Source organism: Kitasatospora sp. NPDC086009 (assembly GCF_044540385.1).
Classification (GTDB): domain Bacteria; phylum Actinomycetota; class Actinomycetes; order Streptomycetales; family Streptomycetaceae; genus Kitasatospora.
Window position 1 is genome coordinate 40,076 of record NZ_JBITSA010000015.1, and the last position, 21,934, is coordinate 62,009.

General features: G+C 74.7%; 18 protein-coding genes. 12 read left to right on the plus strand and 6 right to left on the minus strand.

What is annotated here, in order from left to right; genetic code table 11:
* The first annotated feature begins 210 nt into the window (after positions 1 to 210).
* A complete protein-coding gene (locus tag ACIF6L_RS29075; RefSeq protein WP_359806336.1) occupies positions 211 to 1,425 on the plus strand; it encodes an MFS transporter in 1,215 nt (404 codons plus the stop codon).
* Between the two features lie 94 nt (positions 1,426 to 1,519).
* Here the strand turns inward: ACIF6L_RS29075 and ACIF6L_RS29080 are convergent, their stop codons facing one another.
* From ACIF6L_RS29080 to ACIF6L_RS29090, 3 genes are all read right to left on the minus strand, one after another.
* Entirely contained in the window at positions 1,520 to 1,936 is a 417-nt protein-coding gene (locus tag ACIF6L_RS29080; RefSeq protein ID WP_329490901.1) for a RidA family protein, read from the minus strand.
* Positions 1,937 to 2,003: 67 nt separating this feature from the next.
* Complete coding sequence (locus ACIF6L_RS29085; protein WP_329490902.1) at positions 2,004 to 2,765, minus strand: IclR family transcriptional regulator; 762 nt, start codon at positions 2,763 to 2,765, stop codon at positions 2,004 to 2,006.
* Entirely contained in the window at positions 2,762 to 4,051 is a 1,290-nt protein-coding gene (locus tag ACIF6L_RS29090; protein ID WP_396490441.1) for a sugar kinase, read from the minus strand. The genes ACIF6L_RS29085 and ACIF6L_RS29090 overlap by 4 nt, the downstream gene beginning before the upstream one ends.
* 126 nt (positions 4,052 to 4,177) lie before the next feature.
* Between ACIF6L_RS29090 and ACIF6L_RS29095 the strand changes: the two genes are divergently transcribed.
* The 5 genes from ACIF6L_RS29095 (at position 4,178) to ACIF6L_RS29115 (ending at position 10,753) form a co-directional block, all read left to right on the plus strand.
* On the plus strand, positions 4,178 to 5,479 hold the full coding sequence (locus ACIF6L_RS29095; RefSeq protein ID WP_396490443.1) for an alanine racemase: 1,302 nt from the start codon (positions 4,178 to 4,180) through the stop codon (positions 5,477 to 5,479).
* Positions 5,479 to 7,101: an amidohydrolase family protein gene (locus tag ACIF6L_RS29100; RefSeq protein ID WP_396490444.1), complete on the plus strand. Its 1,623-nt coding sequence runs from the start codon at positions 5,479 to 5,481 to the stop codon at positions 7,099 to 7,101. The genes ACIF6L_RS29095 and ACIF6L_RS29100 overlap by 1 nt, the downstream gene beginning before the upstream one ends.
* Positions 7,098 to 7,808: a bifunctional 4-hydroxy-2-oxoglutarate aldolase/2-dehydro-3-deoxy-phosphogluconate aldolase gene (locus ACIF6L_RS29105; protein WP_396490445.1), complete on the plus strand. Its 711-nt coding sequence runs from the start codon at positions 7,098 to 7,100 to the stop codon at positions 7,806 to 7,808. Before ACIF6L_RS29100 ends, ACIF6L_RS29105 begins: the two co-directional genes overlap by 4 nt.
* A gap of 134 nt (positions 7,809 to 7,942) precedes the next feature.
* Complete coding sequence (locus ACIF6L_RS29110) at positions 7,943 to 9,577, plus strand: alpha-amylase family glycosyl hydrolase (protein WP_396490447.1); 1,635 nt, start codon at positions 7,943 to 7,945, stop codon at positions 9,575 to 9,577.
* A gap of 123 nt (positions 9,578 to 9,700) precedes the next feature.
* Positions 9,701 to 10,753 carry a hypothetical protein gene (locus ACIF6L_RS29115; protein WP_396490449.1) on the plus strand — a complete coding sequence of 351 codons (1,053 nt, stop codon included), beginning with the start codon at positions 9,701 to 9,703 and terminating at the stop codon, positions 10,751 to 10,753.
* A gap of 127 nt (positions 10,754 to 10,880) precedes the next feature.
* Here the strand turns inward: ACIF6L_RS29115 and ACIF6L_RS29120 are convergent, their stop codons facing one another.
* Together ACIF6L_RS29120 and polX are read right to left on the minus strand one after the other, a co-directional pair.
* On the minus strand, positions 10,881 to 11,777 hold the full coding sequence (locus ACIF6L_RS29120) for a (2Fe-2S)-binding protein (protein ID WP_396490451.1): 897 nt from the start codon (positions 11,775 to 11,777) through the stop codon (positions 10,881 to 10,883).
* A gap of 531 nt (positions 11,778 to 12,308) precedes the next feature.
* Complete coding sequence (gene polX, locus ACIF6L_RS29125; RefSeq protein WP_396490453.1) at positions 12,309 to 14,036, minus strand: DNA polymerase/3'-5' exonuclease PolX; 1,728 nt, start codon at positions 14,034 to 14,036, stop codon at positions 12,309 to 12,311.
* A 319-nt stretch (positions 14,037 to 14,355) separates the two neighbouring features.
* Here polX and ACIF6L_RS29130 point away from each other — a divergent pair, with 319 nt between their 5' ends.
* The 6 genes from ACIF6L_RS29130 to ACIF6L_RS29155 all read left to right on the plus strand — a co-directional run bounded on the left by ACIF6L_RS29130 (position 14,356) and on the right by ACIF6L_RS29155 (position 20,555).
* Complete coding sequence (locus ACIF6L_RS29130; RefSeq protein WP_396490454.1) at positions 14,356 to 15,153, plus strand: hypothetical protein; 798 nt, start codon at positions 14,356 to 14,358, stop codon at positions 15,151 to 15,153.
* Positions 15,154 to 15,278: 125 nt separating this feature from the next.
* Positions 15,279 to 16,016, plus strand: coding sequence for an ArsR/SmtB family transcription factor (locus tag ACIF6L_RS29135; RefSeq protein ID WP_396490455.1), 738 nt, complete (start codon positions 15,279 to 15,281; stop codon positions 16,014 to 16,016).
* Positions 16,013 to 17,479 carry an MFS transporter gene (locus tag ACIF6L_RS29140; RefSeq protein WP_396490457.1) on the plus strand — a complete coding sequence of 489 codons (1,467 nt, stop codon included), beginning with the start codon at positions 16,013 to 16,015 and terminating at the stop codon, positions 17,477 to 17,479. The genes ACIF6L_RS29135 and ACIF6L_RS29140 overlap by 4 nt, the downstream gene beginning before the upstream one ends.
* A gap of 353 nt (positions 17,480 to 17,832) precedes the next feature.
* Positions 17,833 to 18,795, plus strand: coding sequence for a hypothetical protein (locus ACIF6L_RS29145; protein WP_359835965.1), 963 nt, complete (start codon positions 17,833 to 17,835; stop codon positions 18,793 to 18,795).
* A 19-nt stretch (positions 18,796 to 18,814) separates the two neighbouring features.
* Positions 18,815 to 19,684, plus strand: coding sequence for a hypothetical protein (locus tag ACIF6L_RS29150; RefSeq protein ID WP_396490459.1), 870 nt, complete (start codon positions 18,815 to 18,817; stop codon positions 19,682 to 19,684).
* Complete coding sequence (locus tag ACIF6L_RS29155) at positions 19,662 to 20,555, plus strand: inositol monophosphatase family protein (protein WP_396490460.1); 894 nt, start codon at positions 19,662 to 19,664, stop codon at positions 20,553 to 20,555. Before ACIF6L_RS29150 ends, ACIF6L_RS29155 begins: the two co-directional genes overlap by 23 nt.
* A 101-nt stretch (positions 20,556 to 20,656) precedes the next feature.
* On the opposite strand, the gene ACIF6L_RS29160 is transcribed toward ACIF6L_RS29155, so the two are convergent.
* Positions 20,657 to 21,859 (minus strand): SLC13 family permease, encoded by a 1,203-nt coding sequence (locus ACIF6L_RS29160; RefSeq protein ID WP_396490462.1) that lies wholly within the window; start codon positions 21,857 to 21,859, stop codon positions 20,657 to 20,659.
* Positions 21,860 to 21,934: the final 75 nt, after the last annotated feature.

Consider the following 21,934-nt stretch of genomic DNA (forward strand, 5'->3'; position numbering starts at 1 on the left):
AGGTGAGGCTAACCTAATCACTTCGCCAGGGGAGGGCAAGGTGCGCGCGGGTGGTTGGCGGGTCGCGCTGGAGGGTGCGCGGGTCCAAGGGGTTGCAGATGGAGATAGCGAGCGCTTGCAAGTATCTGGCGTTCGGTCGTATTGTCGACGCTGGTAGTTGCACACGCAATCTTCTGTACGCTTCTGTACGCTCTGGAAAGCGGTCCCCTCATGCCCCTCGCGCTCCTGGCGCTGGCGATCAGCGCCTTCGGCATCGGCACCACCGAGTTCGTGATCATGGGCCTGCTGCCCGAGGTCGCCGGCGACTTCTCGGTGTCCATCCCCACCGCCGGCCTGCTCATCTCCGGCTACGCACTCGGTGTCGTGATCGGCGGCCCGCTGCTCACCGTCCTCGGCACCCGGATCCCCCGCAAGGGGATGCTGCTGATGCTGATGGGCCTGTTCATCGCCGGCAACCTGGTCTCCGCCGTCGCGCCCGCCTTCGGTCTGCTGCTGGTCGGCCGGGTGCTCGCGGCCTTCGCGCACGGCGCCTTCTTCGGCATCGGCTCGGTGGTCGCCGCCGACCTCGTCGCCCCGCACAAGCGGGCCGGCGCCATCGCCCTGATGTTCACCGGGCTCACCGCCGCCAACGTGCTCGGCGTGCCGATGGGCACCCTGCTCGGCCAGCACTTCGGCTGGCGCTCCACCTTCTACGTGGTCGCGGCGCTCGGCGCGATCGGCTTCGCCGGCATCGCGGCCCTGGTGCCCGTCCAGCCGCGCGCCGAGGACACCCGGCTCGGCCCGGAGCTGGCCGTCTTCCGCAAGCCGCAGATCTGGCTCGCGCTGAGCATGACGGTGCTCGGCTGGGGCGGCATCTTCGCGATGTTCACCTACATCACGCCGATGATGACCGAGATGGCGGGCTTCGCCCCCTCCAGCGTGACCTGGCTGCTCTTCCTGTTCGGCGTCGGCCTGTTCATCGGCAACCTGCTCGGCGGCTGGTTCGCCGACCGCGCGCTGATGCGGAGCCTGTACGTGATCCTGGCGGTGCTGGCGGTGCTGCTCTTCGCCTTCACCCTCGCCTCGCACAGCAGGGTCGGCGCGATCGTCGCCATTCCGCTGATCGGCGTGTTCGGCTTCGCGACCGTCGCACCGCTGCAGAAGCGGGTGATGGACCAGGCCGCCGGCGCGCCCACGCTGGCCTCGGCCGCCAACATCGCGGCTTTCAACCTGGGCAACGCGCTCGCCGCCTGGCTCGGCGGGCTGGTCATCTCGTCCGGGCTCGGCTACGACGCGCCGAACTGGGTGGGCGGGCTGATGGCCGCCGCCGCCCTGGGGGTCGCGCTGCTCTCCGGCGCGCTGGAGCGTCGGGGGGCCGGCGCCGGTGGCAGGGTCGTGGCGCGCGGTGGAGCGGCCGCCGAGGAGGCGGTCACCGCCGGGCGGTGAGCGCGGAACGCGCGGGGCCCGGACACTCGTCCGGGCCCCGCGCGTCGTGTCGCGGCGGGTCAGCCGATCACGGCTCGCGTTTCTCGGTGGCCGGTCAGCCGATCACGGCCTGTGCGTCGATCTCGACCAGCATCGGCTCCTGCGGCAGCTCGACGAAGATCGTGGTGCGGCAGGGCTTCACACCGCCCGGCGCGATGTTCTCCTCGATGAACGCGGCGTAGACCTCGTTCATCAGCGGGAAGTCGGCCCGCTTGGTCAGGTAGACGCGGAACATCACCACGTCCTCGATGGTGGCGCCGCCGGCCTCCACGATCGCCTTGACGTTCTCCAGCGTGCGGCGGGTCTGGGCCTTCACGTCGCCATGGTGCAGGTACTCGCCGGTGGCCGGGTCCTGCGGGCCCTGGCCGGAGACCTGGAGGATGGGGCCCTTGCGGACGCCCTGGGAGAACATCCAGGCCGGGGCGGGGGCGCCGTCGGTGCGGATCTCGGTCTTGTCGCTCTGGTCGCTCATGGGCTTCCTCGGTTGGTGGTGGCGGGTCGGCAGGTCCGGGGCCGGCGGGGCCGGCCGGTTCGGCGGGTCAGCCGGTCTGGGGAGCCTGGGGGTTCTGCCCGCAGTCGGCGGAGACGGCGCGGGCGGTGGCGAGCAGCTGGGGCAGCAGCTCCAGCACCTGTTCGTAGGGGAGGACGACGTCGGGGACGGAGATCGAGGCGGCGGCGACGACGCGTCCGCTGGCGTCGCGGATCGGCGCCGCCACGCAGTTGATGAAGGCCTCGTGCTCGGCGTGGTCCTGCGCCCAGCCCTGGGCCGCGACCTTCTCCAGCTCGGCGAGCAGCGCCTCGGGAGTGGTCAGGGTGCGGGCGGTGTGCGGGGTGAAGTCGATGCCGGCCACCACCCGGCGCCGCTCGGGCACCGGCAGGTCGGCGAGCAGCACCTTGGAGACGGCGGCGCTGTGCAGGGCCGCCCGCAGGCCGATCCGCGAGTACATCCTGACCGGGTGGCGCGAGTCGTACTTGTCGATGTAGACGACCTCCCCGCCCTCGTACGCGGCCAGGTGCACGGTCTGGCCGGTGGCGGCGTTCAGCTCGGCCAGGTGCGGCGCGGCGATCCGGCGGACGCCGCGCTGCTCCAGGGCGAGGCCGGAGAGGGCGAAGAGGCCGGCACCGAGGTGGTAGCGGTAGGCCGGGTCGCGGTAGACGAATCGTTCCTCTTCGAGGCTCTGGAGCAGCCGCAGCACCGTGGTCTTGTGCACGCCGAGCACCTCGGCGAGCTGGTCCAGCGAGCGCTCGCCCTCGCCGAGCTCGGCGAGGATGCGCAGGGCGCGGGTGACGGTCTGGCTCATCGTGCTCCAAGGGCCGGGGAGGCGGCCGGTCGAGGGTCGGTGACACCGCCCCCGGTCACCGGCGCCGCCGTCGCGGACGGGACCGGCCGGGGCGGCGCCGCCGCGGGCAGTACGGGGGACACGATGCCATCCGCGGAGACCCGGGTGGCGGCCCACTCCCGGGGGGAGGCGTTCAGCAGCGCGGCGACCACCGGCTCGGGCGGCAGTTCGGCCTGGTCCCCGTGGGCGGTCAGCGCGCAGGCGGCGCTGAGGTGGCCGAGCCGCAGCCGGCGGCGCTGGTCCAGGCCGCGGACGGTGGCCGCGAGGTAGCCGGCCGCGAAGGCGTCGCCCGCGCCGGTGGCCTCGACCACCTCGACGGCGAGGGCCGGTTCGGTGACGGCCGCGCCGTCCCGCTCCAGCGCGGTGACCGTCCGGGCGGCGTCCTTGACCACCACGGTGGCGGGGGAGGGGAACCGGCGGCGCAGCGCCAGCGGGTCGCCGGTGCCGAAGGCGGCCTCGCCTTCGTCGGCGCCGAGCAGCAGCAGATCGGCGGCGTCCAGCAGTGGGGGGAGGACGGCCGGGTCGCGGTTCAGCCAGAGCGCGGGGCGCCAGTTCAGGTCGAAGCTGGTCAGCCGGCCGGGGCGGCGGTCGGCGAGCAGGGCGCGCAGCAGGGCCAGGCAGTCGTCGGACAGGGCAGCGGTGATGCCGGACAGGTGCAGCAACCGGGCACCGGCGAGCAGGCGGACGGCGGCCGGGTCGTCCAACAGGGCGGGCGAGAGCGCGGCGGCGGCCGAGCCGCGCCGGTGGTAGTGCAGCCGGCTGCGCCCGGGACCGAGGTCGTGCCGGGCACCGGTGGAGCCGCCGACCTCCTTGAGGTAGAGGCCGGTCGGGCGGTGCGGGTCGACGGCGACCGCCGAGACGTCCACCCCGCGGGCGGCGACTTCGCCGACCAGGCGGCGGCCGAAGCCGTCGTCGCCCACCCGGCTGATCCAGGCGCTCGACACGCCGAGCGCCGTCAGGGCGCCCGCCACGTTGGACTCGGCGCCGCCGACCGAGAGGCGGAAGTTCTCCACCGCCTCCAGCGGGCCCGGCCGGTCCGGCAGCAGGACAGCCATCGACTCGCCCACGCAGACCGCCGTCGGGGTCCCGGGCGTCGGGCGCGTCGCCGCTCCGCCGTGGGCCACCGGGCCGTCGTGCGCCGACGGTCCGCCCGGTGCCGCCGTCGGGCCCGGCTCCGCCCGGCCGGCCGCCGTCAGGCTGTCGAGCGGAGGGGTGCCCGAGCTCACGGCGGCGTCCTGTCGGGGCATCTGGTGGGCTCCTCGTGTGCTGCGGCTGACCGTTTCCGTTGACCTTCGTCCGGCGCCGATGCTAGAACCGTGATGCCAGCATGTGCAACCCTCGTTGCACATGCTGCAACACGTAAGGAGAATACGGTGGACCAGACCTTCGTAAGCAGCGGCATCGGACCGGGCATCGACACCGGCGCGGTCGCGGCCCTCGCCGACGAGGTGCTCGACTGGCGCTTCAAGGCGCTGCCGCCCGCCGCGTGGGGGTCGACCGTGCGGGACTACCTCGCCACCGGGCCCACGCTCGCCGGTTTCGGCACCCCGCTGCTCACCCTGGACGCCGCCGCGCTCGACCACAATGTGCGGACGATGGCCGACTGGTGCGCCAAGGCGGGCGTCGCCCTCGCCCCGCACGGCAAGACCACGATGGCGCCGGCGCTCTGGCAGGCCCAACTGGACGCCGGCAGCCACGGCATCACCCTGGCCAACCTGCCGCAGGTCCGGGTGGCGCGGGCGTTCGGCGTCCGGCGGATCCTGCTCGCCAACACCCTGCTCGACCCGGCCGGGCTCGGCTGGCTCGCCGGTGAGCTGGCCGCCGACCCGTCGTTCGCCTTCGTCTCCTGGGTGGACTCCACCGAGAGCGTCCGGCTGATGGACGAGGCGCTGCGCGCGGCCGGCGCCGAACGACCGGTCGAGGTCCTGATCGAGCTCGGCGGCCCCGGCGGGCGGACCGGCGCCCGCGGGGTCGACGCGGCCGTCGAAGTCGCCGCCGCGGTGCTGCGCGCGCCGACGCTGCGACTGGCGGGGATCGGCGGCTACGAGGGCGCACTGGCCCACGACGCCGGCGCCGACGGCCTGGCCACCGTCCGCGGCTACCTGCGCGCCCTCGCCGACCTGCACGGACGGCTGGCCGGCGGCTACGCCGACGGTGCCCCGCCGATCGTCACGGCCGGTGGCAGCGCCTACTTCGACCTGGTGGTCGAGGAGCTGGCCGCACTGCCGGAGGCCTCGGTGGTCCTGCGCTCGGGTGCCTACGTCGCCCACGACGACGGCTTCTACCGGGGGATCTCCCCGCTGGCCCGGGGGGCCGGTCCGACGCCCTTCCGGGGCGCCCTGCACGGCTGGGCCCGGGTGGTCTCCCGGCCGGAGCCGCAGCTGGCCCTGCTCGACGCGGGCAAGCGCGACCTGCCCTTCGACGAGGGCCTGCCGGAGCCCCAACTCGTCCGGGGCGGACCGGTGCTGACCGGCACGGCGGCCCGGGTCACCGCGCTCAACGACCAGCACGCCTTCCTGCGGGACGCCGGCGACCTCGCGCCGGTCGGCGCGGTTCTGCGGCTCGGGGTGTCCCACCCGTGCACCGCCTTCGACAAGTGGACGATGATCCCGGTACTGGACGACGCCTCCGCGGCCGATCCGAAGGTCACCGGACTGATCAGGACGTACTTCTGATGGAGCCTCAGTCTCCGGTCGACGACCTCGTCTTCAAGGGGGCCACCGTCGTCGACGGCACCGGCGCCGACCGGTACCGGGCCGACGTCCGGATCGGGCAGGGACGGATCGCCGAGCTCGGGCACGGGCTCGGCGGCGCCCGCGAAGTGGACGCCGACGGCCTGGTACTGGCCCCCGGCTTCATCGACATGCACGCCCACTCCGACCTGGCCCTGCTGCTCGAACCCGACCACCCGGCCAAGGTCACCCAGGGCGTCACCTGCGAAGTCCTCGGCCAGGACGGCCTCTCCTACGCCCCGGTCGACGACGGCACCCTGCCCGCGCTGCGCCGCCAGATCGCCGGGTGGAACGGCGATCCGGAGGGCTTCGACTGGGACTGGCGCACCGTCGGCGAGTACCTGGACCGGCTGGACCGGACCGGGCCGGCCGTCAACGCCTGCTACCTCGTCCCGCACGGCTCGCTGCGGATGCTGGCCATGGGGTGGGAGAACCGGGCTCCGAGCGCCCGGGAGCTCGACCGGATGCGCGAACTGCTGGCCCAGGGCCTGGCCGAAGGCGCCGTCGGCCTCTCCAGCGGCCTGACCTACACGCCCGGGATGTACGCCGACACCGCCGAGCTGGTCGCCCTCTGCCGGGTCGTCGCCGAGTGCGGCGGATTCCACGCACCGCACCAACGGTCCTACGGGTCAGGGGCGTTGGAGGGCTACGCCGAGATGGTGGAGATCGCCCGCCGGTCCGGCTGCCCGCTGCACCTGACCCACGCCACGATGAACTTCGGCGTCAACCAGGGGCGGGCGGGCGAACTGCTCGACCTCGTCGACCGGGCGCTCGCCGACGGCATCGACCTCACCCTGGACAGCTACCCCTACCTGCCCGGCTCCACCACACTGGCCGCCCTGCTGCCCGGCTGGGCCACCGAGGGCGGCCCGCAGGCCACCCTGGCCCGGCTCGGTGAGGCGGACGCGTGCGAGCGGATCCGGTACGAGGTGGAGGTGAAGGGCAGCGACGGCTGCCACGGGGTGGTCACCGACTGGGCGACCATCCAGCTCTCCGGCGTCCGGAACCAGGAGCTGGCGGGAGCCGTCGGCCGGACCGTCGCCGAGCTGGCCGCCGAGCAGGGCCGCAGCGGGACGGAGGTCTTCCTCGACCTGCTGCGCCGGGACGAGCTGGCCACCACCATCCTCCAGCACGTCGGCCACGAGGAGAACGTCCGGGCGATCATGCGGCATCGCGCGCACACCGCTGGCAGTGACGGCCTGTTGGTCGGGGCCCGGCCGCACCCGCGGGCCTGGGGCACCTTCCCCCGCTATCTCGCGCACTACAGCAGGGAGTTGGATGTCCTGACCCTGGAGCAGGCGATCGCCCGGATGACCGGCCGGCCCGCCGCCCGGCTGCGGCTGGACCGGCGCGGCCGGATCGCCCCCGGATTCCACGCCGACCTGGTGCTCTTCGACCCCGAACGCGTCCAGGACACCGCCACCTTCGAACAGCCCCGGCGGCCCGCCGCCGGTATCGAGCACGTCTACGTCAACGGCACCGCCGTCGTCCAGCAGGGCCGCACCACGGGCGCCCGGCCCGGGCGCGCCCTGCGCCGAACCGATCGAGGAACCCGAGCCGCATGAGCCCTTCGCCCTTCGTCTCCGATGCCGTTTCCGTGACGGCTGCCGCGGCCGCTTCCGTTCCCGCGGCCGCTTCCGTCCTCGCGGCCGCGCGTGCCGCGCTGGCCGCCGATCCGGTGATCGCCGTCGTCCGTGCCCCCCGGATACCCGACGCCGCCGCGCTCTGCGCCGCGCTCGCCGAGGGCGGCATCATCTGGACCGAATTCACCTACACCACACCCGGTGTGACGGACCATCTGTTCAGGGCGGCGCAGGCCGGCCACCGGGTCGGGGTCGGTACGGTGCTGACCGCCGAGCAGGCCGAGCGCGGCATCGCCGCCGGCGCGTCCTTCCTGGTCACGCCCGGCTGCCGGCCCGAGGTGGCCCGGGTCGGGCACGCCGCCGGGGTACCGGTCGTGCTGGGCGCGCTCACCCCCACCGAGGTCGCGCAGGCCGTCGACCTCGGCGCCGCGGCCGTCAAGATCTTCCCGGCCCGGACCTTCGGGCCCGGCTACTTCAAGGACCTCCGCGGCCCCTACCCGGACGTCCCGCTGGTCGCCTCCGGCGGCGTCAACGCGGGCAACGCGGCGGAGTTCCTGGCACAGGGCGCGCTCGCGGTCTGCGCGGGGACGGACGTGGTGGCGCCGGAGGCCGTCGCGGCCGGGGACTGGGCCGAGATCGCCCGGCGGGCGCGGGTGTTCACCCGGGCCTGCGCCGTGGGCGGCCGGTAGGCGCGGCGGGGCCGGGGCGCCGGGGAAGGCCCGGGCCCCGGGGGAGCGGTGCCGCAGGGGGGCTGTCGGGACGGCCGGGATTGGACGAGAATCGGTGGTTCCGGACCCCGGCACCCGGTAGGAGGATCCACCCCATGACCTCGACCCGCCCCGGCCCCGACTGGTTGGCCGACGCCGTCCTGTACCAGATCTACCCGCAGACCTTCGCCGACTCCGACGGCGACGGCATCGGGGACTTCGCGGGCATCGCCGCCCGCCTGGACCACCTGGCCTGGCTCGGGGTCGACACGGTCTGGCTGAACCCGTGCTTCGCCTCGCCGTTCCGGGACGCCGGGTACGACGTGAGCGACTACCTCACGCCCGCGCCCCGGTACGGCTCCACCGAGGACCTGGCCGCGCTGGTCGAGGCAGCGCGCGGCCGGGGCATCCGGATCCTGCTCGACCTGGTCGCCGGTCACACCTCCGACCGGCACCCCTGGTTCCTGGCCGCCGCCGAGGACCGGGACGACGACCGCTACATCTGGTCGGACCGGCCGGTCGACGGCTTCGTCGCCTCCCCCGGCAGCCGCCCCGGCTGGTACCGGCCGAACTTCTTCGACTGCCAGCCGGCGCTCAACTTCGGCTACGCGCAGAGCCGTTCCGACCAGCCCTGGCGACAGCCGGTGGACGCCGACGGTCCGCGCGCGAACCGCGCCGCGCTGCGCGGGATCATGGCGCACTGGCTGGACCTCGGCCTGGCCGGGTTCCGCGTCGACATGGCCTCCTCGCTGGTCAAGGACGACCCCGGGTTCGTCGAGACCTCCAAGCTCTGGACGGAGCTGCGCGACTGGCTCGACCGCGCCCACCCGCAGGCCGCGCTGCTCGCCGAGTGGGGCGACCCGGCCGCCGCCGTCGCGGCCGGTTTCCACGCCGACTTCTTCCTCCAGTTCGGCGGCGCCGACCACGGTCTGCCGCTCCGCTCGCTGTGGAACAACGGCACCGGCACGGTAGAGGAGTACTGGAAGCAGGGCCCCTGCTACTTCGAGGCCGAGGGCCGCGGCACCCCGCGGGTCTTCCTCGACGCCTGGCGCAGCGCCGCCCAACTCACCGAGGGCGCCGGGTACATCGCGCTGCCCACCGCGAACCACGACTTCTCCCGGCTCGCCACCGGCCCGCGGACCGCCGAACAGCTCGCCCCCGCCTTCGCCTTCCAGCTCACCTGGCCCACCCTGCCGGCGGTCTACTACGGCGACGAGATCGGCATGCGCTATCTTCCCGGCCTGCCCGACGTGGAGGGCAGCACGCTCGGTCCGCGGTACAACCGGGCCGGCTCGCGCACGCCGATGCAGTGGGAGCCCGGGGTGAACGCCGGCTTCTCCACCGCTCCCGCCGAGCGCCTCTACCTGCCGGTCGACCCCGACCCGCACCGCCCGGACGTGGCCACGCAGCGGGCCGACCCGACCTCGCTGCTGCACACCGTCCGGCGCCTGATCGCGCTTCGGCGGGCCCATCCGGGCCTGGGGGCGGGCGGTGCGGTCGCGGTCCGCAGCGCCGGCTACCCGCTGGTGTACACCCGGGCGGGGCGGTTCCTGGTGGTGGTCAATCCGCGGCGGGAGCCGGGCGTGGTGCCGCTCGGGTCGGCGCTGCCGGGCGGTCGGGGCGGTACGGTCCGGCCGGGTGGCGCGGCTGATCCGGTCGCGGTGCGGCCGCTGGACGTGCAGGGGGTGCGGGTGGTCGACGGAGAGCTCCGGGCGGACGGGTTCTCGTACGGGGTGTTCGAGCTGGTCTGAGCCGGGCGGGCCGCGCGGGGGTGGGTCCGGGTTTTCGCTCATCCTCGAAATGGTTGTACACTGCATCCAGATGGTTGCATTTACCATCTTCTAGGCCCGGCAACGGAGGATGAGACGAACGCCATGAGTGCACCCCAGACCACCGCTGCGGCGCCCACCCCGGGGCACGCGCTCAAGCACCTCGCCGTCCACCTGCTCACCCCGCTGCTGATGTGCCTGGGCATGGCGCTCGCCTACCAGGGGGCGTTCCACCAGCCCGAGCCGCACCACCTGAAGGTCGCCGTCGTCGGCACCTCCCCGCAGGCTCAGGGCCTGGCGGACGCCGTCCGGGCCAAGGCCGGCCCGGCGCTCGACGTCAGCACCCTGGCGACCAAGGACGCCGCCGAGCAGCAGCTGCGCGACCGCGACCTGGTCGGCGCGTTCCTCCCGGACGCCCGGAGCCCCGAACTGATCGTCGCCAAGGGCGGGTCCGACACCTCCGCGATGGCGGCGGAGGCGGTGTTCCGGAACGTCACCGACCAGCAGGGCGTGCCGCTGGCCGTCACCGACCTCACCACGCCCGGCAAGGGCGACCCGACCGGCCAGGGCCTGTTCTTCCTGCTGGTCGCGCTCAGCATCGGCTCCTACGCGAGCGTCGCGGTGATCGGCGCGGCCGGCGCCGCCCTCGGCATGCGGACCCGGGCCCTGGTCGGCCTCGCCGTCTCGCTGGCGGTGAGCGTGATCGGCATCGGCACCGCCGGGCCGGTCTTCCACGTCGTGGACCACGACCTGGCAGCCGTCTGGGCGCTCGGCTGGCTGTACTCGGCGGGTGTCCTCGCGATCGGCATCGGCCTGCACAGCTTCCTGAAGCGGTGGACCACACTGACGATGATGGTGCTGTTCGTGATGCTGAACTTCACCACCTCGGGCGGCATCTACCGGCCCGAGCTGCAGAACGGCTTCTTCGGTGCCCTGCACGCCTTCTGGACCGGCGCCGGATTCCTGGAGGGCGCCCGCAGCGTCCTGTACTTCGACGGCGGCGCCGGGCTCGGCGGGCACGTGCTCACCCTGGCGCTCTGGCTGGCGCTGGGCGGTGCGGTGATGGTCGGCGCGGCGGCGTACGAGAAGCGCGGCCGGTCGGCGGTCGAGGCGGAGGTGGAGGCCGAGGAGGAGATGGCGGAGGCGGTCGCGGTCTGACCGTGACGCCGGAAGGCTTCACCCGCCGCCACGGGCATCGGCGCCGGGTGGGGATCGGCGGCCCGCGCCCGGCCCCGGACAGGCCGCACGCGGGCCGCAGCGCCGCGCCTCGGGCGAGGGTGCGTGGTCAGGGGCGGCGCGGTTCGGGGCGGCGCGGTTCGGGGCGGCGTGCTTCGGGGCGGCGTGGTCCGGGCGGGCTGGTGAAGCAGCAGTCGCCGCAGACGCCGGTGCCCGGGCCGACCCGGTAGTAGAGGCAGCAACTTGTGCGCCGGAAGCCGGTGCCGCGCAGCTCGCCGGTGTCGGCCAGCGGTGGCCGGCGGAGGACCGCCGCGACGAGGGCGCGGGCCCGGCCGGGGGCCGCGTGGGCGTCGAGCATGCGCAGGGCCCCCGCCAGGGCGGAGGCGGCATTGCCGTCGAGCAGCCTGCCGGAGAGCGGCACGGCGGCCCGGACGGCGGCCGCGAGCAGCGTCAACTGGCGTTGGACGAGCACGTGGTGGAGCCGGTCGGCCAGCTGCTCGTCGCTCGCGCGGGGGCCGGTCGGAGCCGGGGCGGGCGGCTGTGGGGGGTGGGGTGCGTCGTGGTCCGGCGCTCGGTGGTCCGGTGTCCTGCCGTGGGGCGTTCCGTCGTGGGGTGTCGCTTCGTGCGATGTCGCCTCGTGCGGTGCCGCTTCGTGCGGTGTCCAGAGGTCGATCGGGCCCTGCTCCGGGATGCGCACGTAGGCGCGGTAGGGGTCCAGCGCGGGGACGGTGCCCAGCAGGACGGCGGCGCCGAGGCCCACCGAGCAGAACCGGGCGGCGAGCCCGAGGTGCAGGATCGAGGCCGCGACCCGGGGTTCGGCGGTGCCGAGCCGGTGGGCCACCACCCGGACCCGCTCGGCCAGCGGCGAGCGGGGTCCGTGCGCGTACAGCTCGCGCAGCGGGCGGAATCCCGGAGGGGCGGCCTCGGCGGGCGAGGCGCCGGAGTCCAGGGCGAAGTACGGTCCGACGGCGGAGAGCCGGCGGTAGTCGGGCGCGCTGGTGGTCATCGGCCGACCGCCCGGGCGACCGGCGGGCACGGGGTCGGCCGGCGGAGCCCCGGGCTGCCTGCGGGCGGGCGGTCGTCGGTCATCGGGCGGTCCTCCGGGGCGGGCCGTGGGGGCGTCGGCCCCGGGACGGTCGAGTGGCCGGTGTCGGCGGTGATGAACGCTACCGCGCCACGGGCGCCCGAGTCCTGGCCCCGGAGCCGCGGCCCCCGCCGCCGGGCGTGCCGAACCTGCGGTCGCCGGGCGTGCGGAACCTGCGAGGAGGGGGATGGCCTCCGGACGTCGCGTCCTCCGGCCTCATAGTTCGATCGTCGACCGAGGTACCAGCGGCAGACCCTGATCCGTCTCGATCTGTCGCCACTGCCTCCTGCGGTCGAACTCCCACAGCTCCTCGCAGGTCCACCTCCATGATGCGCCTCCCGCGCCCCGGGCACCAGGGCTTTTCCTCATGAATCGGGGCAATTTACCCGGATCCGGGGCGGGTCGGGCGCACCCGCGGCGACCTGGCGGGCATCTGGGGGCGGCTGCCGCGCGCTACCGCAGCGCGTCCTTGCGCAGGAACCGCTTCAGGCGTTGCCACGGCCAGGTGTTGATCACGTCCTCGGCGGGCAGCCAGGCCCGCTGCGCGGTGCCGACGCCGTACCTCGGGTACGCCAGCTGCGGGGTGGAGTGGGCGTCGCTGTCGATCGAGAAGCGGACCCCGTGGCGCTTCGCCCGCAGCACGTCCTCGTCGCGCAGGTCGAGGCGGTTCGGTGAGCTGTTGATCTCGATCGCGGTGCCGGTCCGGGCGGCGGCCCGGAACACGGCGTCGAGGTCGACGTCGATCGGCCCGCGCCGGCCGATCCGCCGGGTGGTGAGGTGGCCGATGACGTGCACGTGCGGGTTCTCGCAGGCGCGGATCAGCCGGCGGGTCTGGGCGGCGCGGTCGGCCCCGAAGTGCGAGTGGACGGAGGCGACGCAGACGTCGAAACCGGCCAGGAACTCGGCGGGCCAGTCCACCCCGCCGTCCGGGCCGATGTTCAGCTCGGTGCCGTGCAGCAGACGCATCCGCCGGTGCCGGCCCGCCAGTTCGCGCAGTCGCTCGCGCTGGGCGAGCATCTTCTCGTCCGTCATCCGCTGCATCACGAGGTCCGGCGCGTGGTCGGTGACGGCGTAGTACGCGTAACCGCGGGCGGCCGCCGTGTCGATCATCTCCTCCAGGCTCGCCAGCCCGTCGGTGAGATCGGTGTGGGTGTGCAGATCGCCGCGCAGGTCCGCCTCGGTGACCAGCACCGGGAGTTCGCCCTCCAGGGCTGCCTCGATCTCGCCGCGGTCCTCGCGCATCGGCGGCGCGATCCAGGGCAGCCCGAGCGCCGCGTAGACCTCCTCCTCGGTCGCCGAGGCCACCTTGTCGCCGCTCTCCGCGTCGAACAGGCCGTACTCGGAGAGCTTGAGTCCGGCCCGGACGGCCATCGTGCGGAGCCTGATGTTGTGCGCCTTGGAGCCGGTGAAGTACACCAGCGCCGCTCCCCAGTCGTCCTCCGGCACCACCCGCAGGTCGACCTGGAGCCCCTTGGCGGTGCGGACCGAGGTCTTGGTCGGCCCGCGGGCGATCACCTCGGCCACCGAGGGGAGTCCGGCGAGCGCGGCCATCAGCGGCGCGGAGTCCTCGGCGGTGGCGAGCACGTCGATGTCGCCGACCGTCTCGCGCATCCGGCGCAGCGAACCCGCGTACGCGCAGCGGGTGCAGCCCGGGACGGCCGCGATCGCGGCGACGATCTGCTCGGCCTGTTCGGTGGCCGCGTCGAGCAGCGTCCGCCCGCCGGCCTGCCGCATCAGCTCGATGCCGCGCAGGATCTGCTCGCCGCTGCGCTCGCCGAACCCGGCCACGGCGCTCAGCCGGTCCGCGCGGATGGCCTCGGCGAGCTGGTCGACGGAGGCGATGTCGAGGTCGCGGTAGAGGGCGAGCGCGCGTTTGGGCCCGACACCGGGAACGGCCGTCATGGCGCGGACCCCGGCCGGGATGGCCGCGCGCAGCGTCTCCAGCGCGTCCATCCGGCCGGTGGCGAGGTACTGGGCGATCTTGTCGGCGGTGGACTTCCCGACGCCGGGGATCTTCTGGAGGCCCTTGGCGTCCAGCCCGGCGATGTCCTCCGGGTGGCCGCCCACCGCACGGGCGGCCTTCTCGTAGGCGCGGGCCCGGAAGGCGTCCCCGCCGGTGATCGAGATCAGGTCGGCGTACTCCTGGAGCAGCTCCTGGACCTGGTCGTTGAGCCGGGTCATGGGGTCAGTCTAGGTTCGGCGGCCCGATCGGGCAGGGGGTGCGGCTCGGTGGCCTCGGGGCGTGCGGGCGCGCGTCGGGGCGTGCGGGCCGGGCCGGTGCGCTCGGGCGGCGCCGTGCGAGCGGGGGCGACCGGACCCCCGTCGGTCGACGGGTTCGTTCCCGGTCGGTCGGCGGGGTACTGTGCCCGGTTCGTGCCCGGGAGCCGGATTGTCACCCGTGCGGTCCGGGCGCAGGCTTGGCGGAGGACCCGGAGCGCGGCCGACTCCGGTCCGCCGTGCGGCCGGCGGCGACGATCGGTGAGGTACGAGGGGCAGGGCGATGGCACGCGGGAAGCTCTGGGGCTATGTCGCGTCGGGCGCCCGGGCGCTCGGCGGGTTCGGTGCGTTCGGCGCCGCCGCCGGGGGCGGCCGGGGCGGTGGTCCGGGCGCGGGCGAGGACGGTACCGGGGAGAAGGCGGGGTTCGGACCCGCGGACGGTCTCGGGCGGCCGCCGGCCGGGGTGATGGCCGGGCCCCGCGAACTCAGCCGCCCGGAGCTGGAGCGGGTGCGGTGGACGGACCGGGCGGAGGGGTGCGGTCCGCGGGCGCCGCACGTCCAGGTGGCCGACGTGGTCCAGCGGGTCCTGCGCGGGGGCGGCCGCGCGGGGCAGGTGGCGGTCCGAATACCGGCCGGCCTGCCGGTGGTGGTCGCGGACGCCCGGCGGCTGGAGTCGGCGCTGGCGGGGTTGGTCGATCACGCGATCAGGCGCAGCCCGTGGGGGGCCAGGGTGCTGGTGCGCGCCGATGTGGTGGACGCCGGTGCGGTGGACCCCGGTGTGCGGGACTTCGGTGGGCGGGACGTCCCGCGGGCGGGGGCGGGGGCCGGGGGTGCGGCGGGGCTCGCGAGCGCGGCGGGTCCCGGCGCCGGTCGGGCCCGGGTGGAGCTCAGGGTGGTGGACCGCGGGCAGAGCGAGCTGCCGGAGGCCCGGCAGTGGCTGCTCGCCGGCCTGCGCTCCGCCGGTGCGGCCGGCCCGGCGGTGGACGGCCTGGTCCGTGCGGCGGGCGGGCGGCTGGCGGTGGAGCAGACTCCGGGCGGTGGCCTCACCGTGGTGCTGGCCCTGTCGGTCGCCCGGGAGTGAGACGGGGCGCCGCGGACGGGCCGTGACGGCCGGGCGGGGGTGCCGGAAGGCCGTCCGGGAGGACCGCAAAGACTTCTTCGCAAAAACCCTTTGCGAAGAAGTCTTTGCGGTCCTAGGCTGCTGCCATGACCGAAGAGAAGCGGTGGCCGCACAGTCCCGACCCGCAGCGGGACGTCGTGCTCGATGCCAAGGGCCTGCGGGCGCTGGCCCATCCTGTCCGCGTGCAGCTGATCGGGCTGCTGCGCCGTGGCGGGCCGTCCACCGCGACCCGGCTCGCCGAGCAGATGGGGTTGACGTCGGGCGCGACGAGCTACCACCTGCGGCAGCTGGCGGCCGCGGGGTTCGTCGAGGAGGACTCCGAGCGCGGCAACGCCCGCGAGCGGTGGTGGCGGGCGGTCCACCAGCTCACCGTGTGGTCGGACATGGAGCTGGCGGACGAGGAGCCGGAGGCGGCCCTCGGCTACCTGCGGTCCATCGTCGCCGCGCACACGCTGCTCGCCCAGCGCGCGCTGAACGGGTACGAGACCATGCCGCGGGCCTGGCGCCACATCCTCAACCTCAGCGACATGGCGGTCCTGCTCACTCCCGAGGAGGCCCGCGCCATGACGGAGGAGCTGGCCGCCGTCGTCGGCCGCTACCGGCAGTTCGACGCGGCGGACGCCCCGGCCGGCGCCGAGCGGATCGGGGTGGTCCTCCAGGTGCTGCCCGAGCCCCGAGGGGGCGCCGACCAGGACGACGCCGGACAGGACGGCGTCGATCAGGGCGGGGCCGAGCAGGACGGGGTCGGGCGCGGCGGCGGGGAGACGGCGCCTGCGGCGGGCGGGCCCGGGGGTTCGGTCGAGGACTCCGGGGGGCGGTCATGACCGGGTCCACCGCCGTCGAGGCGGTCGCCGCCCCGCGCAGCCTCCGGCCCCTGGTCGGCGTGCTGTCGGCGATGGCCGTCTCGCTCACCGGAACCCGGGTCTCGGCCATCGCCCTGCCCTGGTTCGTCCTCGCCACCACCGGCAGCGCCACCATGACCGGCGTGGTGGCCTTCGTCGAGATGACGCCGTACGTGCTGGTCAAGGCGTTCACGGGCCCGGTGATCGACCGGCTGGGCCCGCGCGTCGTCTCCTGGACGACGGACACGGTGAGTGCCGTCGCGGCGGCCCTGGTGCCGCTGCTGCACGGGCTTGGCCTGCTGCCGTTCTGGCTGCTGCTGGTCCTGGTCGCGACGGTCGGCGCGGTGCGCGGCCCGGGGGACTTGGCCAAGGAGGTGATGGTCCCCGAGGCGGCCGACCACGCCCGGGTGCCGCTGGAGCGCGCCACCGGGCTGTCCGGAGTCACCGAGCGGCTGGCCTCGACGATCGGCCCGGCGGTGGGCGGCGGGCTGGTGGCGCTGCTCGGTCCGATGGCCGGTCTGACGCTGAACGCCGTCGCCTTCGGGCTGGGTGCGCTGGTCGTGCTGGTGGTGCTGCCCCGGGGGATGGGCCGGGGTGCCATCGCACCGGCCACCGCGAAGTCCGCGCGGGCCGCCGATTCCGTCGAGTCCGCGCAGTCCGTCGAGTCCGCGCAGCCGACGCGGGCCGACGGGCCGGCCGGCTACTGGCAGATGTTCCGGGAGGGCTTCACCTTCCTGCGCGGCGAGCCGCTGCTGCTCACCGTGATCGTCATGATCGCGGTGACCAACCTGCTGGACGCGGGCTTCATGACCGTCCTGGTGCCGCTCTGGGCGCAGCAGTCCGGGGGTGGCCCCGCGGCCATCGGGCTGACCGGCAGCGCCTGGGGGATCGCGGCGGTGACGGGGAGCCTGATAGCGGCGGCCGTCGCCCATCGGCTTCCGCGCCGGGTGGTGTTCTTCGCGGGCTTCCTGCTCTGCGGAGCACCGAGGTTCCTGGTCCTCGCCCTGGACGCGCCGATCGGTGTAGTGCTGGCGGTCTTCGCGGTGGGCGGCTTCGGTTCCGGCTTCCTCAACCCGATCCTCGGTGCGGTGACGTTCGAGCGGGTGCCGCGCCACCTGCTGGGCCGCGTCGGAGCCCTCGGCGACTCGCTGGCCTGGGCCGGCATCCCCCTCGGCGGTCTCCTCGCCGGCGCGGCCGTCGCCCTGTCCGGCCTGATACCCGTGCTGCTGGTGGGCGGTGGGCTGTACTTCGCCACCACCTCGCTGGCGGCCCTGCGGCCCGAGTGGCGGGAGATGGACCGCCTGCGGGGTCGCGGGCCGGCGGCCGACCCCCGCGAGGCCGAACGGTCGGCGCCGCCGGTGCCGTCGCCGCCCGGCGCCGCGGAGTCGGGCGCAGGGGCGGACCGGCACCTCCTCTCGGTGGCCGGGGCCAAGGCCGACGGCTGAGTCGGGCAGGCCCGACGGCAGGCCGGCCGAGCGGTTCCGGCGGCCGCCGCCGGTCGTGCCGCGCGGTCGTGCCCTTGGTTCGGGCCGTCGGCTCGTGCCACGGGCTCGCGTCACCGGTTCGCGTCACCGGCTCGTGACGCCAGTTCGTGACGCCCACTCGTGACGCCCACTCGTGACGCCGGTTCGTGCCACCGGCCGGTGCGGCAGGTACCGGCCGGCCGGGGCGACGGCCCACGGTGTGCGCCCTCCACGCTCGAAGCGCGCCCTTCGTGCTCCGTTCCGGCAGTGAACTGTCTGGGCGTCAACTGGACCGCTGACCTACCATGTTGGTGGGCGAAGGACGGGGGTGCGGGGTGGCGAACGGGGGCTCGGGGTCCGGGCGGCGGCTGGAGGGCGCGATCGCCTGGGCGCTCAGGAACTCGGACGGTGTCGTCGCCTTCTGCGGCGCGCTGACCGTCGGGTTGCTCGACATGTTCGGGGGAGTGCTCGGTGACAACGTCGTGTCGGGTGCCACGCTCCTGGTGCTCGCCGCGGTGGTCTACGGGTCGCTGGCCGAGCGCAAGCGCCGGATCGCCGACATCCGGGAGGCCACGGCCGGCGCGCGGCAGGCGCTGGACAGTCTGACCTCGGTGCGCGAGCTGGCCGGTATGGATCTCGAACGGGCCCTGGAGGGAGCCCGGCAGGACACCGACCGGTGGGTCTTCAAGGGCGGCACCGGTACCTATCTGCGGGCCGTGACCCTGCCCGAGTGCGTGCGGGAGGCGCAGCGCAGGCGCCGTTCGCTCACCGTCAAGATCGATATCGTGCACCCGGGGGACGAGCGGGCCTGTGCCGCCTATTCGCGGTTCCGCGAGACGTTCAGCAGCCGGCGGGACTCCGTCGCGCAGGACGGCTGGAGCGTCGAGCGCACCCGCAAGGAGTCGTACGCCACCGTGCTCGCCGCCTCGTGGTACCGGCAGCGGCTCGACACCCTGGAGATCGACGTCCACCTGTCGTCCGTCGTCCCGACGCTGCGCTTCGACCTCTCCGCGTCCTGTCTGATCATCACTCAGGACGATCCGCGGCGGGTCAGCCTCTACGTCGAGCGCGGGCGTCCGCTCTACGACTACTACGTCACCGAGCTGCACCACTACCGGGAGCAGGCGCTCAAGCTCGACCTGCGGGACACCGAGCCGCTCAGCGAGGACCCCACCGTCGACGAGGCACGGCGGCTCTTCGAGCAGCTCGGCATCCCCTTGCCGGCGGCCCTCTCGGACCGCGACGTCGGCGACATCATCGACAGGGCGCTGCACGCGGAGAACCCCTACCGCAGGTAGCCGCCGGAGGCGGGAGACGATGGACCTCTTCACGAGACTCGACCGGGCCGCCGGGCGGACCGGGGCGGCGGCCGAACCGGGTGAGCCGGACAGACCGGCCGGCCAGGACAGCCGGGCAGGCCAGGACAGCCGGGCAGGCCAGGACGGCCGGGCAGGCCGGGGCAGCCGGGCAGATCAGCACAGCCGGGGTGGCCCGGGCGCGCCGTCCGAACCAGGCCTGCCCGAAGAACCGGGCGGGCTCGACGGGCTGGTCGGCGGGATCCTGGCGGAGATCGCCTCGGGCAGCAGACCCCTGCGCGCGGTGGCCCACCCGCTCGGCTTCTACTGCCTGCCGGTCCTGCGGGAGGGCGCGTGCGGGGTCTGCGTGCACGTCTTCGGGCCGGTCATGCCCGGTCTGCGCCGGGCGGCGCACCCGCCCCCGCAACCGGCAGCGCACCCGCCCGCGCCTCCGCCGGAGATCCACTGCCACAGCTGGGAGTTGAAGAGCAGCGTGCTCTACGGGCGGGTCGGCAACCTGAGGGTCCGGGTGCTGGACGAGCCGCGGCGGCCGACGCACCGCGCCTTCGAGGTGTACAGCCGCGGGGGTGCGGACGAGATCCGGCCGACCCCGCGACTGGTGCGCTGGGAGCCGGTGGTGGAGCAGCGCAGCGCGCGCGGAGAGACGTACACCCTGGCGGCCGGCGAGTTCCACACCACCCTCCTCACCGGGGCCGCGTCGGCGGCGACGGTGGTGCTGGGGCGGTCCGTGCCCGGATCGGTGGACGTCGTGCTGGGGCCCGTCGACGGTCCGGCCCGCCGGGTGGTGCGCCGGCTCTGCGACGCCGACCAGACGGCTCGGATCGCCGGAGAGGCAGCGAGGAGGATCAGTGGACCCGATCAGGCAGCGTGACGGCGCCCCGGCGTTCCCGTTCGCGTTCGAGTGCGGTGTGGCGGTGCGGGCCGCCGAGGAGGCGGGGGCGCTGCTGAGCGCCCGGTTCCAGGACGCCTTCGGGGTCTGCACGAAGGGCGAGGACGGCGATGTGGTCACCGAACTCGACCTCCAGGCCGAGGCCCTGGTGACCAGCCGGCTCGCGGAGTGCTTCCCGGGCGACCGGATCGTCGCCGAGGAGGGCGGTGCGACAGCGGGCGGTGCCGGCGGTGCGGCGCCGGGCCGCACCTGGCTGGTGGATCCGCTCGACGGCAGCAACAACGTGGTGATCGGGCTGCCGGCCTATGTGGTCGGCATCGCGCTCTGCGTGGACGAGGAGCCGGTCGTGGGGGTCGTGCACGACCCCGTGATCGGCCGGACGTGGTGGGCCGTCCACGGTGCCGGTGCCTTCGGCCCGCAGGGACGGCTCTGCGGTACGGCGGGTGCGGCCCGTTCGGCGCGTGCGGTCGCCGCGGCCCGGCCGGTGCTCGCCTGGACCCAGGGGCACGGCATCGCGACCGATGACCGGCTGCTCCGGGCGCTGAAGTCGGAGCTGGAGGCCGGCTCCCAGCGGCTCCTGCAGCTCTGGGCGCCGCTGCTGGCCTGGTCGATGCTGGCCCGGGGCGACATCGACGGCTTCGTCGGCTATCTGCCGGAGGAGATCGACCTGCCCGCCGGGTACCTGCTCGCGGCGGAGGCGGGTGTGGTGGTCCGCGGGTTGGACGGCGGCCGGTTCAGCGGGCGGATCGGCCGGCCGGACACCGCGCGGAGCTTCGTCGCGGGCCGACCGGAGGCGCTGCCCTATCTGCTGGACCTGGTGGCCCGGGCCGCCTCGGCCGCCGGGCACGGCTGAGGCGACGGGCAGCGGAGTCGAGTCTCCCCGCCCCGTGCACCTCCGGCCACCTCCGGCCACCACCGGCCATCCCCGGCCACCGTCGTCACGCCGCTACGCCGTCACGACGTCAGGGTCAGGGCCGCGGTGGCCAGCGCCACCCCGCTGACGGCCAGGACGGCGCTGGTCGCCGCGACGCTGCGCAGCGGTACCCGCAGCCCGGCCGACCGGCACCGCTCGTACCAGAGCAGGGTGGCGAGCGAGGCCCAGGGTGTGATCAGCGGGCCGATGTTGGTGCCGATCAGCAGGGAGAGCAGCTGCTGGTGGTTGCCGGCCGGTACGGCGGCTTCGCCGGCCAGGTACACGGGCAGGTTGTTGAGCAGGTTCGACAGCCCCGCGCCCACCGCCGAGGCGCGGAACATCCCGAGCACCCCGCCGTCCGTCCCGATCGCCGCGGCGAGCACCCGGTGCAGCCCGTGCGCGTCGAAGGTCTGCACCACCAGGAACATCCCCGGCACCATCACCAGCAGCCGCCACGGGATCAGCGAGGCCCGCAGCGCCTCGGGCCGCCGCACGGCGAACGCCACGACCACCACCAGGGCCGCCACCCCCGAGGCGACCCAGAGCGGGAGGTCGGCCAGCAGGCTGGTCAGCAGGAACCCGGCGCAGGTCAGTGCGCAGATCCTGAACAGCACCCGGTCGGCCGGCCGGTGGGCCGGCGGCGGGTCGTAGTCGTTCGCGCCGCGCCGGTCGCGCCGCCAGTAGAACCACCACAGGCAGGCCATGGTCATCAGGCCGGCGGCCAGTTGCGGCGCCCACATCACCCGGGCCAGGCCGCTCGGGGAGAGCGCGACCCGCTCGGCGGCCAGCAGGTTGGTCAGGTTGGACACCGGGAGCAGCAGGCTCGCGGTGTTGGCCAGCCAGACCGTGGTCATCGCCAGCGGGAGCGGCGCGATGCCCACCCGCGAGGCGAGCGCCAGCATCACCGGGGTCAGCAGGACGGCCGTGGTGTCCAGGTTGAGGGTGATCGTGGTGACGGCGGCCAGCGCCACGCAGAGCACGAACAGCGCCGCGTAGCTGCCCCGGGCGGTCCGGGCCACCCCGGCCGCCAGCACGTCGAACACCTCGGCGGTGCTGGTGAGTTCGGCGAGCACGATGACGGTTCCGAGGAAGGCGAGCAGGGGTGCGATCCGGGAGATCGCGGCCCCGGCGGAGTCCGTCGGTAGCAGTCCGGTGGCGAGGAGGAGCAGCCCGCAGGCGAGCAGCGCAGCAGCCACCCAGTCGAGAGGGTGGAGCCGCTTGACGTTGGGCCAGTAGGCAAGCACGGTGGTCAGGGTCGCATACGAGCGGTGGTTGGTCGAGTGTGGGTCCGAACCGGGGTCGCTCGTCGGCGATCGGCC